This window comes from Caproiciproducens galactitolivorans, from assembly GCF_026672255.1.
GTDB lineage: Bacteria > Bacillota > Clostridia > Oscillospirales > Acutalibacteraceae > Caproiciproducens > Caproiciproducens galactitolivorans_A.
This window is the reverse complement of the sequence record NZ_JAPOHA010000003.1, coordinates 171,086-184,791: the sequence shown is the minus strand read 5'-3', so window position 1 is coordinate 184,791 and position 13,706 is coordinate 171,086. Positions and strand designations below refer to the sequence as shown.

Annotated in this window: 14 protein-coding genes; 7 read left to right on the top strand and 7 right to left on the bottom strand. The window is 46.4% G+C overall.

From position 1 onward, the window contains the following. Positions 1 to 101: 101 nt before the first annotated feature. Both OUY18_RS04065 and OUY18_RS04060 read right to left on the bottom strand, forming a co-directional pair. Entirely contained in the window at positions 102 to 1,016 is a 915-nt protein-coding gene (locus OUY18_RS04065; RefSeq protein ID WP_268057440.1) for a ribokinase, read from the bottom strand. A gap of 13 nt (positions 1,017 to 1,029) precedes the next feature. Beyond that, positions 1,030 to 2,067 (bottom strand): LacI family DNA-binding transcriptional regulator, encoded by a 1,038-nt coding sequence (locus OUY18_RS04060; RefSeq protein ID WP_268057439.1) that lies wholly within the window; start codon positions 2,065 to 2,067, stop codon positions 1,030 to 1,032. A 309-nt stretch (positions 2,068 to 2,376) separates the two neighbouring features. Between OUY18_RS04060 and OUY18_RS04055 the strand changes: the two genes are divergently transcribed. From OUY18_RS04055 to OUY18_RS04025, 7 genes are all read left to right on the top strand, one after another. Next, positions 2,377 to 3,945: an ABC transporter ATP-binding protein gene (locus OUY18_RS04055; RefSeq protein ID WP_268057438.1), complete on the top strand. Its 1,569-nt coding sequence runs from the start codon at positions 2,377 to 2,379 to the stop codon at positions 3,943 to 3,945. Further along, positions 3,935 to 5,023 (top strand): ABC transporter permease, encoded by a 1,089-nt coding sequence (locus tag OUY18_RS04050; protein ID WP_268057437.1) that lies wholly within the window; start codon positions 3,935 to 3,937, stop codon positions 5,021 to 5,023. The genes OUY18_RS04055 and OUY18_RS04050 overlap by 11 nt, the downstream gene beginning before the upstream one ends. Before the next feature lies 1 nt (position 5,024). Next, a complete protein-coding gene (locus tag OUY18_RS04045) occupies positions 5,025 to 5,954 on the top strand; it encodes an ABC transporter permease (RefSeq protein WP_268057436.1) in 930 nt (309 codons plus the stop codon). Positions 5,955 to 6,064: 110 nt separating this feature from the next. Then, positions 6,065 to 7,192 (top strand): BMP family lipoprotein, encoded by a 1,128-nt coding sequence (locus tag OUY18_RS04040; protein ID WP_268057435.1) that lies wholly within the window; start codon positions 6,065 to 6,067, stop codon positions 7,190 to 7,192. 83 nt (positions 7,193 to 7,275) lie between these two features. Then, positions 7,276 to 8,205, top strand: coding sequence for a nucleoside hydrolase (locus OUY18_RS04035; RefSeq protein ID WP_268057434.1), 930 nt, complete (start codon positions 7,276 to 7,278; stop codon positions 8,203 to 8,205). Between the two features lie 15 nt (positions 8,206 to 8,220). Next, a complete protein-coding gene (locus OUY18_RS04030) occupies positions 8,221 to 9,159 on the top strand; it encodes a nucleoside hydrolase (protein WP_268057433.1) in 939 nt (312 codons plus the stop codon). 26 nt (positions 9,160 to 9,185) lie between these two features. Next, positions 9,186 to 10,586 carry an ADP-ribosylglycohydrolase family protein gene (locus tag OUY18_RS04025; protein ID WP_268057432.1) on the top strand — a complete coding sequence of 467 codons (1,401 nt, stop codon included), beginning with the start codon at positions 9,186 to 9,188 and terminating at the stop codon, positions 10,584 to 10,586. A gap of 204 nt (positions 10,587 to 10,790) precedes the next feature. Here OUY18_RS04025 and OUY18_RS04020 read toward each other — a convergent pair whose 3' ends face one another. The 5 genes from OUY18_RS04020 to OUY18_RS04000 form a co-directional block, all read right to left on the bottom strand. Continuing rightward, the gene (locus OUY18_RS04020; RefSeq protein WP_268057430.1) at positions 10,791 to 11,048 is read right to left on the bottom strand and encodes a DUF4176 domain-containing protein; all 258 of its coding nucleotides are present in this window, start codon (positions 11,046 to 11,048) and stop codon (positions 10,791 to 10,793) included. Positions 11,049 to 11,064: 16 nt separating this feature from the next. Then, positions 11,065 to 11,829: a hypothetical protein gene (locus OUY18_RS04015; RefSeq protein ID WP_268057429.1), complete on the bottom strand. Its 765-nt coding sequence runs from the start codon at positions 11,827 to 11,829 to the stop codon at positions 11,065 to 11,067. Positions 11,830 to 11,878: 49 nt separating this feature from the next. Then, positions 11,879 to 12,460, bottom strand: a complete 582-nt coding sequence (locus tag OUY18_RS04010; protein ID WP_268057428.1) for a hypothetical protein — start codon at positions 12,458 to 12,460, stop codon at positions 11,879 to 11,881. A 106-nt stretch (positions 12,461 to 12,566) separates the two neighbouring features. After that, positions 12,567 to 12,959 carry a hypothetical protein gene (locus OUY18_RS04005; protein ID WP_268057427.1) on the bottom strand — a complete coding sequence of 131 codons (393 nt, stop codon included), beginning with the start codon at positions 12,957 to 12,959 and terminating at the stop codon, positions 12,567 to 12,569. A 57-nt stretch (positions 12,960 to 13,016) separates the two neighbouring features. Then, positions 13,017 to 13,586 (bottom strand): hypothetical protein, encoded by a 570-nt coding sequence (locus tag OUY18_RS04000; protein WP_268057426.1) that lies wholly within the window; start codon positions 13,584 to 13,586, stop codon positions 13,017 to 13,019. Between the last annotated feature and the right edge of the window lie 120 nt (positions 13,587 to 13,706).

The following is a 13,706-nucleotide window of genomic DNA, read 5'->3' as shown; positions in this document are numbered from 1 at the left end:
ATTCGATTAATTTGATACGGAAAAAACCTGCGGAGGATTGGTCAAAAAAAGAACCGGGGCGGCGTACAGCCAGCCCCGGTTCTTATCGCTTAGGAAACGGATTATTTTTGAAATTCCACATACTCTAATGTGGATTTCGCTTCTAATACTTCCTCCATGAGAGGAATGGAAGGAGACGCGCCCGGCTTTGAAACCGCAAGGGAGGATGCGACCGAAGCCTTGAGAAGGCAATCCGGAATCGGTTCCCCGGCCGCGTAGCAGGCCAAAAAGTATCCGGTAAACGTATCACCGGCCGCGGTCGTGTCAACGACCTTCACGTTATAGATTCCATGTGTAAAGGTGTCGTTTTTATCCTTATAGATAACGCCGTTATGGCCAAGAGTAAACACGAAAGCGGAGTTCGGATACATCTTGATCAGGGAATCAAGAATTTCGTCGGTGTTTTCCGTTTTGGACAGTTCCCTGCCCTCTATCTCATTGATAAAGAACAGGGATACCAGTTCAAACGGGAACGTATCCAGCAGTTCTTTGCTGATCGGCGAAGGATTCAAAGCGATTTTAATTTTCCTTTTTGCGCACTGGCGGGCAATATAATTGATGCAGCTGATTTCATTCTGCATCAGAACAAGATCATCTTCCCCGAAATTTTCCAGCACCTGATCCACGTATGTTTCCGTGATCTCGTGGTTGGAACCGCCGTAAATGATAATATTATTCTGACCGGACGGAACAACCTGAATCAGGGCATGGCCGTTCACTCCGTTTGTCATTTCAATATAATCGGTATGTACCCCGTCGTTTGCAAGAATTTCTTCCAGCTTTTTGCCGTCCGTCCCGATTTTTCCCGCATGATAAACATCCGCGCCGGCTTTTGCAAGCGCAATGGATTGATTCAGCCCCTTTCCGCCGCTGAAATATTCCAGACGCCCGGCGGAAATGGTTTCACCCGGCCTGACGAAATGGTCGACATGATAAACGTGATCTATATTTAAAGAACCAAAATTCAGTATACTCATGTTTACTCCTTTTTTACATTTGCTTCTTCTCCATAAATTTCGACGCGCTTCCCCGAACCTTCAGCGCCGGTTTAAAGACCATTGTATCCGCGCAGGAGGGGTCTTCTTCCCCTTCTAAAACCGTCATCATTTTCTTCACCGCGTATTCCCCTATTTCCACCACAGGCTGCGCAATCGTGGAAAGCGGCGGCTCTAAAAATTCGTCAATAAAAATATCGTCAAATCCGACGATCGAAAGATCCTGCGGAATCGACAGGTGATAACGGCGGCATTCCCGGTAGACTCCGATCGCCATCATATCATTCAAAGAAAAAACGGCCGTCGCGTTTTGCCCAAGGATATACGGCAGCGCCTGAACTCCGCTGTCAACGCGGAAATCCCCTTCGACAATGAGCGCCGGATCAAACGGAAGCCCCGCGTCCTGCAGGGCGGATTTATATCCTTCCAGCCGCTCAATGCTGATCCGAAGACTTTTCGGGCCGGTGATACAGGCGATCTTCCTGTGCCCAAGATGAATGAGATAATTGGTCGCAAGGTAACCGCCGAGCTTCTGGTCCAGCAGAACGGACATAAACCGCGGATCGTCCAGCGTGCGGTCCACCATCATGATGGGCACATTGTTCATTTCGGCGATTTCATGCAGGCTTTTAATCTCTTTTTCACTGTAATTGGAGGATACGGTCATGATGACCGCATCAACGCTGCGGTCAATGAATAAATTCAAATATTCAAAGTCATGCTCCAGCGTGCCGTTTGTATTCCCATATAATACATTATAACCGTATTTATGGAATTGCTCTTCAATGACTTTCGCCAGTTCCGAAAAATATAAGTTGCTGATGTCCGGTAAAATCAAACCGATCGTATGCGTCTTTTTGGTTACCATGCTTACGGCTATATGATTGGGCCTGTAATTTAGATCTTTCGCCGCTTTCAGTACAATTTCACGCGTTGCTTTCGGAATTCGGTTGGGTTTATTATTTAGTACCAAAGAGACGGTTGTTGTGGACAATCCTACTGCTTTTGCAACATCTTTTACCGTAGTACGCAAAGCAGGCCCTCCTTTAAGGATTTTTAAGCATTTTCGATTCATTGATAAAACATTTTACTAAAATTCAGTATAGCATAAATCTATTGAAAATCAAGCAGAATCTTAAAAGTTATCTAATAAAAACACGTTTTCTCGATGAAATTTGATAAATATATTGACATTTCGACGGACTTGGCCTAATATACTAGGTATTCAGATAGAAAGCTTTTTTAGCTTAGTAAAACATTTTACCAACTCGAAAACGGCACGTCCTGCATAAAAATTGCAGGGAATCATCGCTATTTCATTCAAGAATGGAGTGCTACTGAAATGGCAGACAATGTTGCAGACAATGTTTTAGTCATGGAGAATATCACAAAGGTTTATCCAAACGGATTTGTTGCGAATAAAAATGTTAACTTTTCTGTTCGCAAAGGGGAAATTCATGCACTGGTCGGCGAAAACGGAGCCGGGAAAAGTACGCTGATGAAAGTTCTTTTCGGGATTGAATCACCCGATACCGGCAGAATCCTTCTCAACGGAAAAGAAGTCCAGATCAGCAATCCGTCCAGCGCGATCAAGTATGGAATCGGAATGGTTCACCAGCATTTTATGCTGGCTCCTTCCCTCACGGTCGCCGAAAACATGGTAATGGGAATCGAACCGAAAAACATGTTCCTTTTCGATTTCGCGAAAGCGGTGCAGATGACACAGGATGTTGCAAAAAAATATAATTTTGACATTGATCCGAAATCGCATGTAAAGGATCTTTCCGTTGGGCAAAAACAGAAAGTCGAAATCCTCAAGGCACTGATGCGCGGAGCGCAAATCTTGATTTTGGACGAGCCTACCGCCGTGTTGACGCCGCAGGAAACAACGGAGCTATTCGTACAGCTGAAAGAGCTGAAAAAGCAGGGCCATACCATTATCTTTATTTCTCATAAATTAAGAGAAATCAAAGAAATCTGCGACCGGATTACGATTCTGCGGGACGGGCGCTCGGTTGGCGAAGCGGAAGTAAAAGAGCTGAGCGAACAGGATATCTCGAACAGCATGGTGGGGCGCAACGTCGTTCTCGACATTCAGAAAACCCCGGCCGAACCGAAAGAGACCATATTAAGCGTGCGTGATTTGTCCGCCGTTAATAAATTTGGAAAAACGACGCTTAATCATGTAAGCTTCGACGTACGCAGAGGCGAGATTTTCGGAATTGCCGGTGTGGAAGGAAACGGACAAAGCGAGCTGGCGGAAATTATCACCGGATTAAGGCCGTATTTGAAGGGCAGCGTAAAAATTAAGAATGTGGAAATTCAAAACCTTTCCATTCGCAAAATCCGCGAGCTGAAAACCTCCCATGTGCCGGAAGACCGGATGACCTTCGGCATCGCGGGCGACGTCAGCATAAAGGAAAATTTGATTTCCGACCGCTTCTATAAAAAGGAATACAACCATAACGGACTTCAGAAAGCAAAAATGATCAACGAGGAATCGGATGGAAACATTCAGGAATACCTCGTAAAATGCGACGGAAGGGAACAGCCGATCCGGATGCTTTCCGGCGGCAATATCCAGAAAGTCGTTGTTGCAAGGGAGTTTTCTTCCAATCCGGACTTCATCCTTGTTGACCAGCCGACCCGGGGCATCGACGTAGGCGCCACGGAATTCGTCCGCAAACAGATTGTGAAGCTTCGCGACGACGGCTCGGCCATCATCCTGATTTCCGCCGACCTGAACGAAGTCATGGAACTCTCCGACAGCCTGATCGTTCTGTATGAAGGAGAGATTGCGGCATATTTCCCCGATACAAAAAATATCACCGAGCAGGAAATGGGCGAATATATGCTGGGCATTAAAAAAATGTCGCCCGAAGAAACAGGAGATGTGATTCATGAAAAATAAGCAATCGTACTCCAGTAAAACGATCGAGAACAGGTTCGAAATTTTCAGGGTCATTGTCGCAATCGGAATCTCTTTGCTGGTCGCTTTGCTTTTGATTATGTTTGTAAGCAAGCAGCCCCTGAACGCGTTAAAATGGTTCCTGGCGGGTCCGATCCTGACAATGCGGAATTTCGGCAATGTCTTGGAACTTTGCATTCCGCTTACGTTCGGCGGCCTTTCGATGGCGGTCATGCTTCAATGCAGCCAATTTAATATGGCGGCGGAAGGTTCCTTCTTTCTGGGCGGTCTGGGCGCTGCCATAATTGCCGTCGGCGTAAAGATGCCTTCCGGAATCCACGCCATTGTGGCGATTCTGGCCGGCGCGCTTTTCGGCGTCGTACTTTGCATCATTCCCGCAATTTTAAAGGTAAAATGGAAGGCAAATGAAGTTGTTTCCTCCCTTATGCTGAACTATATCGCCCTGTTCTTCGGAAGCTATATCCTGCAATATATGCTCATGGACCCGGATGCGGGCTATATCGCCTCGCACACCTTCCCGAATTCCGCAAGACTGGCCGTCATCATCCCGCGGACCGGGGTTCACATGGGTATTTTTATCGCTATTATCATGGTTATTTTAACCTATCTGTTCTTATACAGGACAAAATGGGGCTACGCGATCCGCATAACCGGCCAAAACGAGAATTTCGCGAAATACTCCGGTATCGGCGTGGGCAGCACCATTATCCTCTCCCAGGTCGTGGGCGGCGCGCTTGCCGGAATGGGCGGCGCAACGCAGGTTCTGGGGATGTACACCCGTTTTTCATGGGTCAGCCTTCCCGGCTACGGATTTGACGGTATCATCATTTCCATCCTCGCAAAAAACAACCCGAAATTTGTTCCTCTCGCCGCTTTCTTCCTCGCTTACCTGCGCGTCGGCGCGGATATCATGTCCAGAAGATCCGACGTTGCGCCGGAAGTGGTTTCGATTATTCAGGCAATTATCGTCGTATTAATCGCGGGCAAGATGTTCCTGGATACCTACAAGCACAAGATGATTGTTAAGAATTCTCAGAGACAAGTAAAGGAGGAAGCTTAACATGAACACGGTAATGGCTACAATCTTCTCAGCAAGTTTTCTTTTTTCAGTGATCCGGCTTACAACGCCGATCCTGCTGGCGGCTCTGGCCGCCCTGATTACCGACCGGGCCGGTGTTATGAACATCGGCCTCGAGGGAATCATGCTCTGCTCCGCGCTGGCGGGCGTTGTCGGAAGCGCCGCTTTCCACAGCGCGTTTCTCGGCCTTGTTTTTGCAATGGTTACCGGTGTGGTTCTGGGCCTTGTCATGGCTTACAGCGCACTGAACCTGAAAGCGGACATTATTCTGGTCGGTATCGCCATTAACCTGATGGCTTCGGGCGGAACCATCTTTATTCTGTATTCGATCTGCGGAGATAAAGGAAACTCCACCTCTTTGAAAAGCCTGACCATGCCTTCCGTGAATATTCCCCTGATTCAGAATATTCCGGTTTTGGGCAATATCATTTCCGGCCATAATCTTTTAACCTACATTGCATTTCTTTCCGTTTTCCTGATCTGGCTTTTGCTTTATAAAACTCCCCTTGGCCTGCGCATCCGCGTTGTCGGTGAAAATCCGAACGCCGCAGAAAGCGTCGGCATCAATGTGCGGAAAATCCAGTACACCGTACTGGTCATCAGCGGTATCCTCGCTTCCATCGGCGGCGCTTACATGTCGATGGGCTATATGGATAAATTTTCACGCGACATGGTCGCCGGAAGAGGTTTTATCGCGCTGGCTGCGGAAGCGCTCGGCACGGGAACTCCGGTTGGCATCATGGGTTCCTCGCTGATCTTCGGCGCGGCCGATGCCCTTGCAACCAACCTGCAGGTATTGGATATCCCGGTACAGTTTGTCCAGATGATCCCTTATGCTTTAACCATCGTCGGTTTGATTGTCTATTCGATCTCGAGAAACAAAAAAGAGAAGAAAATCGGTATTTCCAAGTAATTTCGCCGACTGTTTCTTCCGAACGTGCCCAATTCTCCGCCGCGGATGACAGCGGCCGGGGCGGGGATTCCATAAACCATTTATTCGCTGATTGAAAAGGAGAGAATTATATGAAGTTTGGAAAAAGACTGTTATCCGCAATTTTAGTCCTTGCAATGTCCCTAACGTTCGTACTGACCGGCTGTTCCTCTGAGGAATCCCAGGGTTCGGCCGCCGCCTCCGGAAGCACCGCCCAGAGCGGTACCGAAAAAGCAGGGAAAAAATTAAATGTTGCCATTCTGTTAAACGGTACTTTAGGCGACAAAGCTTTCTTTGATTCCGCGGCAAACGGTGCAAAAATGATGGAGTCCGAGCTGGGCTGCACCACAAAAGTGATTGAAATGACCGCTGATGAAACAAAATGGTTACCGGCTCTGACCGACGCTTCCGAAAATCCGGATTATGATATCATCATCGTCGGTACATGGCAGATGGCCGAGAAACTCGCGCAGATCGCCGCGCAGTATCCGGACAAAAAGTACATCATCTTCGACTCCAGTGTCGACTACAAAGACGGCAAATGCAAAAATGTTTATTCCATTGAATACAAACAGAATGAATGCTCTTATCTGGCTGGCGTAGCCGGCGCGCTGAGCACAAAGACCGGTAAAATCGGCTTTGTCGGCGGCATGGAGAACACCGTTATCAACGACTTCCTGGTGGGCTACATCCAGGGTGCAAAAGCAGCGAACCCGAACATCAAGGTTTTGACCTCCTATGTCGGCAACTTTACCGATACCGCCCATGCAAAAGAACTGACCTTGGCACAGATCAACCAGGGCGCCGACGTTGTTTTCCAGGCTGCAAGCAACGCAGGCCTTGGCGTAATCGACGGCTGCACCGCAAAGGGCAAATTTGTGATCGGTGTTGACAGCGACCAGGCTTTGGCATTCCAGTCCAGCGACCCTGCAAAGGCAAATGCCGTCCTGACCTCTGCTCTGAAGAGAGTTGACATTTCCATTACAAAGGCTGTGAAAGAAGCGCAGGCCGGTACTTTGAAATTCGGCGAAGCGGAAACCCTTGGCCTTGCCGATAACTGCGTAGGACTGGGAACGTACAACAAGGGTGTTTCCAAGGACGTTCAGGACAAGGTTACCGAATTTGCTGAAAAGATTAAGAGCGGCAGCATTAAGGTTGACACCGCATTCGGTAAATCCACCAGCGAGATCGAAGCGGTAAAGAAATCTGTAAGACCGTAAGCGCAGCCCATTCGAATAGTTTAAAAGGCAAAGGCGAAAACCTTTGCCTTTTCATTAAAACGAAAAAAGACGAAGGTGTTTTCATGAATAAGAAAAGCATTATCATGGATTGCGATCCCGGACATGATGACGCGATTGCCCTGATTCTTGCCTGTTCCAGCGACAAGCTCGACGTCAAGGCCGTTACCACCGTGGGCGGCAACCAGACCGTTCAAAAGACAACGAACAACGCTCTGCGCGTCCTGAAATATATCGGGAAAGAGATTCCCCTTGCCATGGGCGCCGACCAGCCGATGAGCCGGGATCTGACCATCGCGCCGAGCGTACACGGCGATTCCGGCCTGGACGGCCCGGAGCTTCCCCAGCCCACCCAAAAACCGCTCGCCATTCCCGCCGCGCAGCTCATGGCCGAGGTCGTCGAGCAGAGCGAGGATAAAGTGACGCTGGTGGCTACCGCGCCGCTGACAAACGTGGCAACCTTCCTTCTCTCCTACCCGTACCTGAAAAGCAGAATCGACCGCATCAGCCTGATGGGCGGCGCGGCGATCGGCGGAAACTGGGCGCCTGCCGCGGAATTCAACATTCTGGTTGACCCGGAAGCGGCGGACATCGTTTTCAAGTCCGGCATTCCGATTACCATGGCGGGTCTGGACGTTACGCACAAAGCCCGTTTCTACCCGGAGGATATTGAGAAAATCAAGACCCAGGGCGGCAAGGTCGCCCGCATGGTCGGTGAACTGCTGGAATTCTTTATTCAGTTCCACAACAGCCTCGGCTGGGATTTCGCTCCCCTGCACGATCCCTGCGCGGTGGCATGGCTGCTCGCACCGGAAATTTTCGAGAGCAAACATCTGAACGTAACGATTGATACCTGCGGAGAATTCACAACCGGCTGCACCGTAACGGACTTTACCGGCGTCAGCGGACGGACACCCAACACCGATGTTTTACTGGGCGTTGACCGGGAAAAACTGGTGAATATGGTGATCGATGCAGTGAATAAATACGATTGAGAGAAGGTATGAAACGTGGAACGGATTCCGGTTATTATTGATACAGACCCGGGTATAGACGACTTTTTCGCACTGATGCTTGCAAACAGTTCCGGCAAACTGGATATCAAAGCGATTACCAGCGTCGCCGGCAATCAGAAGTGGGAACTTGTTACAAAAAACGCCCTTGACATTGCGTCCTATTTTCATATGGACTGTGAAGTTGCAAAAGGAGCGGAACAGCCACTCAATATTCCGCCGCGCACCGCCGGGTATATTCACGGCGAAAACGGGCTCGGAAACCTTGTTTTAAAGGCGGAGAAGAAATCCCTTTCTCCTGACTACGCATGGGATATCATCTATAAAAAGGCGGTCGAAGAAAAAGGAAGGCTCGAAATTATCGCCATCGGGCCGCTCACCAATATCGCGATTGCGCTTTTGAAATACCCCAATCTCCACAAGCTGATTCACAGGGTCGTTCTTATGGGAGGTTCCAGCGATATTGGGAATACTTCTCCCTACGGTGAATTCAACGCGGTAGCCGACCCGCTGGCCGCGAAAATCGTATTCCGCTCGGGAATGCCGCTTGTTATGGTCGGCTGGAACGCAGCGGTGAAATCCAAGCTGACCCCCGAAGACATTGATCAGCTCAAGGCAATCGATACGCCCTATACCGGGGACTGCTCGTTCTTATGGGACTTCGAGCGAAAAGCTTACAAAGGCTTTGGAAAAGAGTATATCATCCTCAGCGACGCGCTTGCAGCAGCTTACGCAATCGACCCGGCCGTTATGGAATGCAAAGACTATTACGTTGCCGTGGAAACCGCCAGCAGCCTGAACCTGGGCCGTACCGTTGTGGATTTTGGCCATGTCTGCAAGGATAAGCCGCTCAACTGTTCCGTCGGCATAGAAGTAAACAAGGACCTTTATTTAAAAATGTTGATTCAAATGATGAAGCATTACAGGAAAGAATAAAATTTACGGATTAGGGAGGATAAAGAATGAAACGTGCTTATGAATATAATCATGAATTAATTTCCAACGCTGTCCCGGTTGTTTTAAAGGAAGAAGAACAGACCTGGGAACAAGCGTTCGACGTTGACGCGGGAAACTGGCAGGGGATCAAGCTCCTTTGGGGAAGCCATGTTCCCGGTTCCTATGCGCCGGAAATCGTGCTCCTTTCCGGCATCCAGTCCATGTATAACATGGGTTATGATGTAACGGAAGCGGAGAAATTAATCCCGCAGGCTTTGGAAGCAAAGGAAAAAGAAGACAAAGCAACGCTGTACCGCCTCACTTCACGCGTATTCCGCCTTTTGAACGAGGCAAAGCCGATCAGCGGCCATCCCTTCTGGAAATACCGGATTTACGACAATTTTGATCAGTATGCATCCGCTGTGAACTTTTACTATTATCAGCCGTGTGACGTGAAATCGGACAAATTCGATCAGAGTATCTACGCGGGCTGGATTGCACAGATCGTCGGCGCCGCGGTCGGCACCGCGATTGAAGGTTATGATTCGGAGCACATTCAAAAAGCGTTCGGCGAAATCCACGACTATGTACGCAAGCCAAGCACCTACAATGACGACATCACCTATGAGGTAGCGTTTTTGGATGCCTTTTCGAAAAAAGGCTATCAGGTCTCCTCTGCCGATATCGCAGAGGAATGGGCGGCTTTGATCCCGTCCGGATGGTCGGCGGAAGACATCGCGCTGAAAAACATTATGCTCGGCGTTTATCCGCCGGAGAGCGGATACCGCTCCAACCCGTTCCGCGAGTGGATCGGTGCACAGATGCGCGGCGCAATCTGCGGCATGTGCGCGCCGGCGGACCCGTACCGCGCGGCGGAGCTGGCCTTCCGCGACGGCGTCGTGTCCCATCATAACAACGGCGTGCTGGGCGAAATCTTCAATGCCGTCATGTGTTCCATGGCCTTCTGCGAAACCAGCATGAAGGAAATTGTACGCAAAGCGATCGACATGATTCCGAGGGACAGCGAGTACTATGCGGTCGTTCATTCCGCATGGGTGCTGTGTGAGCAGTCGAAGGATTACATGTCCGCATGGAAGGTCTGCGAGGAGAAATACGCGGAATACAACTGGGTTCACGCATATCCCAATGCGGCGGCGGAAGTCATCGCCCTGTATTTCTGCAACGACGACTTCGACACCTGCCTGAACATGATCAGCATGATGGGCCAGGATGTTGACTGCAATGCGGCGCAGATTCTGACGCTCTTCGGTATTTCCAGAGGTCTTGACTGCATTGATAAGAAATGGCTCGACCCGATACAGGACGATTTGTATTCTTACATTCGCGGCTACGAAAAAACAAAGATAACCACCATTGCCCGCCAGACGGCGGACAGCGTCCGCAAAGCGCGCGGCATCGAAATTTAATTACGGGTATCAGATAACGGCAGAGCATGCGCGCTCTGCCGTTTTATTTCTTTAAATGATCTCTTTGATTTGAATTGCTTTTACTATACATAACTATAAAGTCCTAATAAAAAATCAATATAAACGCTCTACACAATTATTTATTCTATAAATTATTTTCACTTTCATGTGATGTTGGCCGATTATTTTTCCTCCTGAAAGCAGTTAATCATCCTGCAAGCAATCCTGAACAAATTCCTGTTCGTCGAAATCCACATAGCCTCGAAATAAAACTTCTCGGATATCTTCGTGATTAAATAAGTAACAATAATTTTCATCTATATTCCCCTCGGGGAACAAACAGGCTATATAATCATATTCTTTCCCGCTGGCCACCGCCTTTTGCTTTCTTCCGTAAATCATTATTTTTTTATCGCCTTCATGCAGGTACACAACACTGCCTAATGGTAAATATTCTTTCATTGCAATTTCTATCCTCCTAATACAAAGTTAACGCCGCTTTAAACATATAGGAAAAATCCTGATTAACCACACGAATTTTCAAATATTCGTCTCTCAAAATCAGCATTAAATGCCGTGAATTTTTATGAAATATTTTTACAGTATTTCTATCTCCTTTTTTTACAACATCCACGGAAAACAAAGTATAGTTTTTATTTTTCCAACTTGTTTCTACAAGCTCTTTTACAGATTCTACATTTAAAAATGCATATTTGGCGGTTTTTATAAATTCCTGCTCATTTTTATCAATCCAATATTCTCTAAGTAATTTGTCGTAATGCTTATATTTTATTTTAAAATCGCATTTGCTCTGTTTCGGGGGATCATAACCTAATTCTACACCGCACTTTAAAGAAATGAAATTCCCCTTTTCTAAGGGTTCATAGAATTCCAGAATGCAATTGTTTTCAATTGTCTTAAAAGACAGACAGCCCTCTTTATGAATTAAAATTTCCTCCAGAGACACATCACTGTCTTCATTTTCAAAGAAACGTAAAATATAATCCGGGTTCAGACAAATATGCTGAATCTGGCTCATATCAGAAGACAACTCAGGCGAGGTCCCATCTTTTACAAACCCTTTTTGAATTAAAGATTTTCTTAACTGGTCATTTTTGTTTTTTAATATTTGATTACATTCATCATCAGTACGCTCCGCCACTGCGTAACGAGTCACAAAACTTGACTTCAAGAACCATGATAAATAAAGCAGCTCATCTTGGCTTAAATTGAAAGTAAGCATTTTCTTCTCCTTGAAGATGCCGGAAAGGTACTGCCTTTCCGGGCACACTTTAATCCAGCTTCTCGATTGTTAAATCCATTTGCGCCGCAATATTACGGACAGCCGCCAAAACTGTTTCTTTTATTTCAACGACTTTGTTGCGGAAAAGGATGGCCAAGTCTTCACCGTCCCCGGTTAATAACGCCTGTGCCAACAGGCGTGGGTTCCGTTTTTTCTCCTCATAATCCGTATCCAGAAACGCCTGATCGATTTTGTTTCCTTTTTCATAAATGAGCATCTCTGTTTCATTAAACACTTTACTGCAGGCTTCAGTAAAAAAATACTTTAATAAATCTGTATTCTGAGTTTGGTAATAGTATAAATAGTCTTTACCCCCATAGATTGCATCCGCAAAGGATTGAATTTTTCTTACATCTGATCCATCGGCATGTACACTATATTGGGCACCCATTAAAATGAATTTTTTTGTAAAAAATCGTATATATCTTGTAATAAATTCATCAAAAATCTCTTCTTTTCCATCACTCCCTTCTTCAGTCATAGTAAGGATAATTGCGGAATGTGTTTGTTTGGAATTATCTTCAGACATAAAGTCATCGTTAAGCATACGCTCTAAAAAATAAAGATTCATTAAATATCACCCTGATTTAAAAGTTGTTTTACCTCCAATTCCGAATCAGCAATATAACCTCAAAAAACATTTTGGTTTGCCTGCAGCTGTTTTCTTCCATAAATCATTACATACTCTCTTTTATTTGAATTTCTTTTGCAATAACATAACCATGAAGCCCTAAAGAAGAGTCAATATAAAATACCTTATATGAATTATTTATTAATATATTATATAAATCATTTTCACTTTCATGTGGTATTGGCCAATAATGTTTTTTCTTTCGGGTCATGTTACTATACTCTTCCATATATTTTTTTATCCCTGGTTCATAAATATCTGAAATAACATTTTGAGTAAATACATCCTCAAAATAATGGGCTAACACATTTGTGAATAAGATATCTATCTTTTTTTCTTCATCAAAACCGCTGTTTGTATGCAGACACAGAGTTTGACTTTCAATATTTACTTCATAAGAATATATTTCACAGTCATGAACTTCTGGGCAATCTTGCATAATTTACACCTTCCTAATTTTTATTTTTTATAAATAGTCATTTCGTATTACTAATATTTAACCGAACAACATAGAAACTCCTTTTGTTAATGCTGCAGAAAGCGGAATTTCGGCTGCATCATCCGCTAAACCTATTCCAGTAATGTCATCTGCTGCAACAACAGCCATTGCAATACCAGCACCAATAATCAATCCGGCTCCAATGATCTTACTGATTCCATCGCCTGTTAGGGGATGTTCTTTTCCCCTTTGATTTTTTTCTTTTGACCAATCCCAATCGTGTTCATGCGGAAATTCATGTTTTCCTCCGTGCTTGTAGTCTTTATCCTTAACAGCCTTTCCATTAGGTCCATATAAACGTTCACGGCACAAGTTTCCATCATTATCATACTGCCTTCCAACAGAATTCGGTTCACCCTCCGTATCAAGGTCATGTGGTTCCATCTTATGTATTGAATTCTTAACATTGCTCTGCACCTTCTGGCTGGTTGTAACCTTTGCTGCCGTTCCCCTTTGGGCAGTCGAAGAAGTCACCTTTTTTGAAGATGCCACGGCAGCTTTAGCCGAATTGTGTGCCTGAACCGCTGTTGCATGTTTTACCGCTGTTCCTTTCTTTGTCTGCGTCACTTTCCCGGAAGCCGCCGGCGATATTTTCGCTGCGCTCTCTGCCGCTGCGGACGAATGCTTCACACTACCCTGTACCCTCGGGTTACTTGTAACCTTCGCTGTCGTTCCCTTATGGACGGG

What these genes read in the sequence shown, in the direction of transcription:
- OUY18_RS04065 (WP_268057440.1), bottom strand. Translation starts at nt 1,016, where the DNA reads ATGAGTATACTGAATTTTGGTTCTTTAAATATAGATCACGTTTATCAT.
- OUY18_RS04055 (WP_268057438.1), top strand. Translation starts at nt 2,377, where the DNA reads ATGGCAGACAATGTTGCAGACAATGTTTTAGTCATGGAGAATATCACA.
- OUY18_RS04050 (WP_268057437.1), top strand. Translation starts at nt 3,935, where the DNA reads ATGAAAAATAAGCAATCGTACTCCAGTAAAACGATCGAGAACAGGTTC.
- OUY18_RS04045 (WP_268057436.1), top strand. Translation starts at nt 5,025, where the DNA reads ATGAACACGGTAATGGCTACAATCTTCTCAGCAAGTTTTCTTTTTTCA.
- OUY18_RS04040 (WP_268057435.1), top strand. Translation starts at nt 6,065, where the DNA reads ATGAAGTTTGGAAAAAGACTGTTATCCGCAATTTTAGTCCTTGCAATG.
- OUY18_RS04035 (WP_268057434.1), top strand. Translation starts at nt 7,276, where the DNA reads ATGAATAAGAAAAGCATTATCATGGATTGCGATCCCGGACATGATGAC.
- OUY18_RS04025 (WP_268057432.1), top strand. Translation starts at nt 9,186, where the DNA reads ATGAAACGTGCTTATGAATATAATCATGAATTAATTTCCAACGCTGTC.
- OUY18_RS04020 (WP_268057430.1), bottom strand. Translation starts at nt 11,048, where the DNA reads ATGAAAGAATATTTACCATTAGGCAGTGTTGTGTACCTGCATGAAGGC.
- OUY18_RS04015 (WP_268057429.1), bottom strand. Translation starts at nt 11,829, where the DNA reads ATGCTTACTTTCAATTTAAGCCAAGATGAGCTGCTTTATTTATCATGG.
- OUY18_RS04010 (WP_268057428.1), bottom strand. Translation starts at nt 12,460, where the DNA reads ATGAATCTTTATTTTTTAGAGCGTATGCTTAACGATGACTTTATGTCT.
- OUY18_RS04005 (WP_268057427.1), bottom strand. Translation starts at nt 12,959, where the DNA reads ATGCAAGATTGCCCAGAAGTTCATGACTGTGAAATATATTCTTATGAA.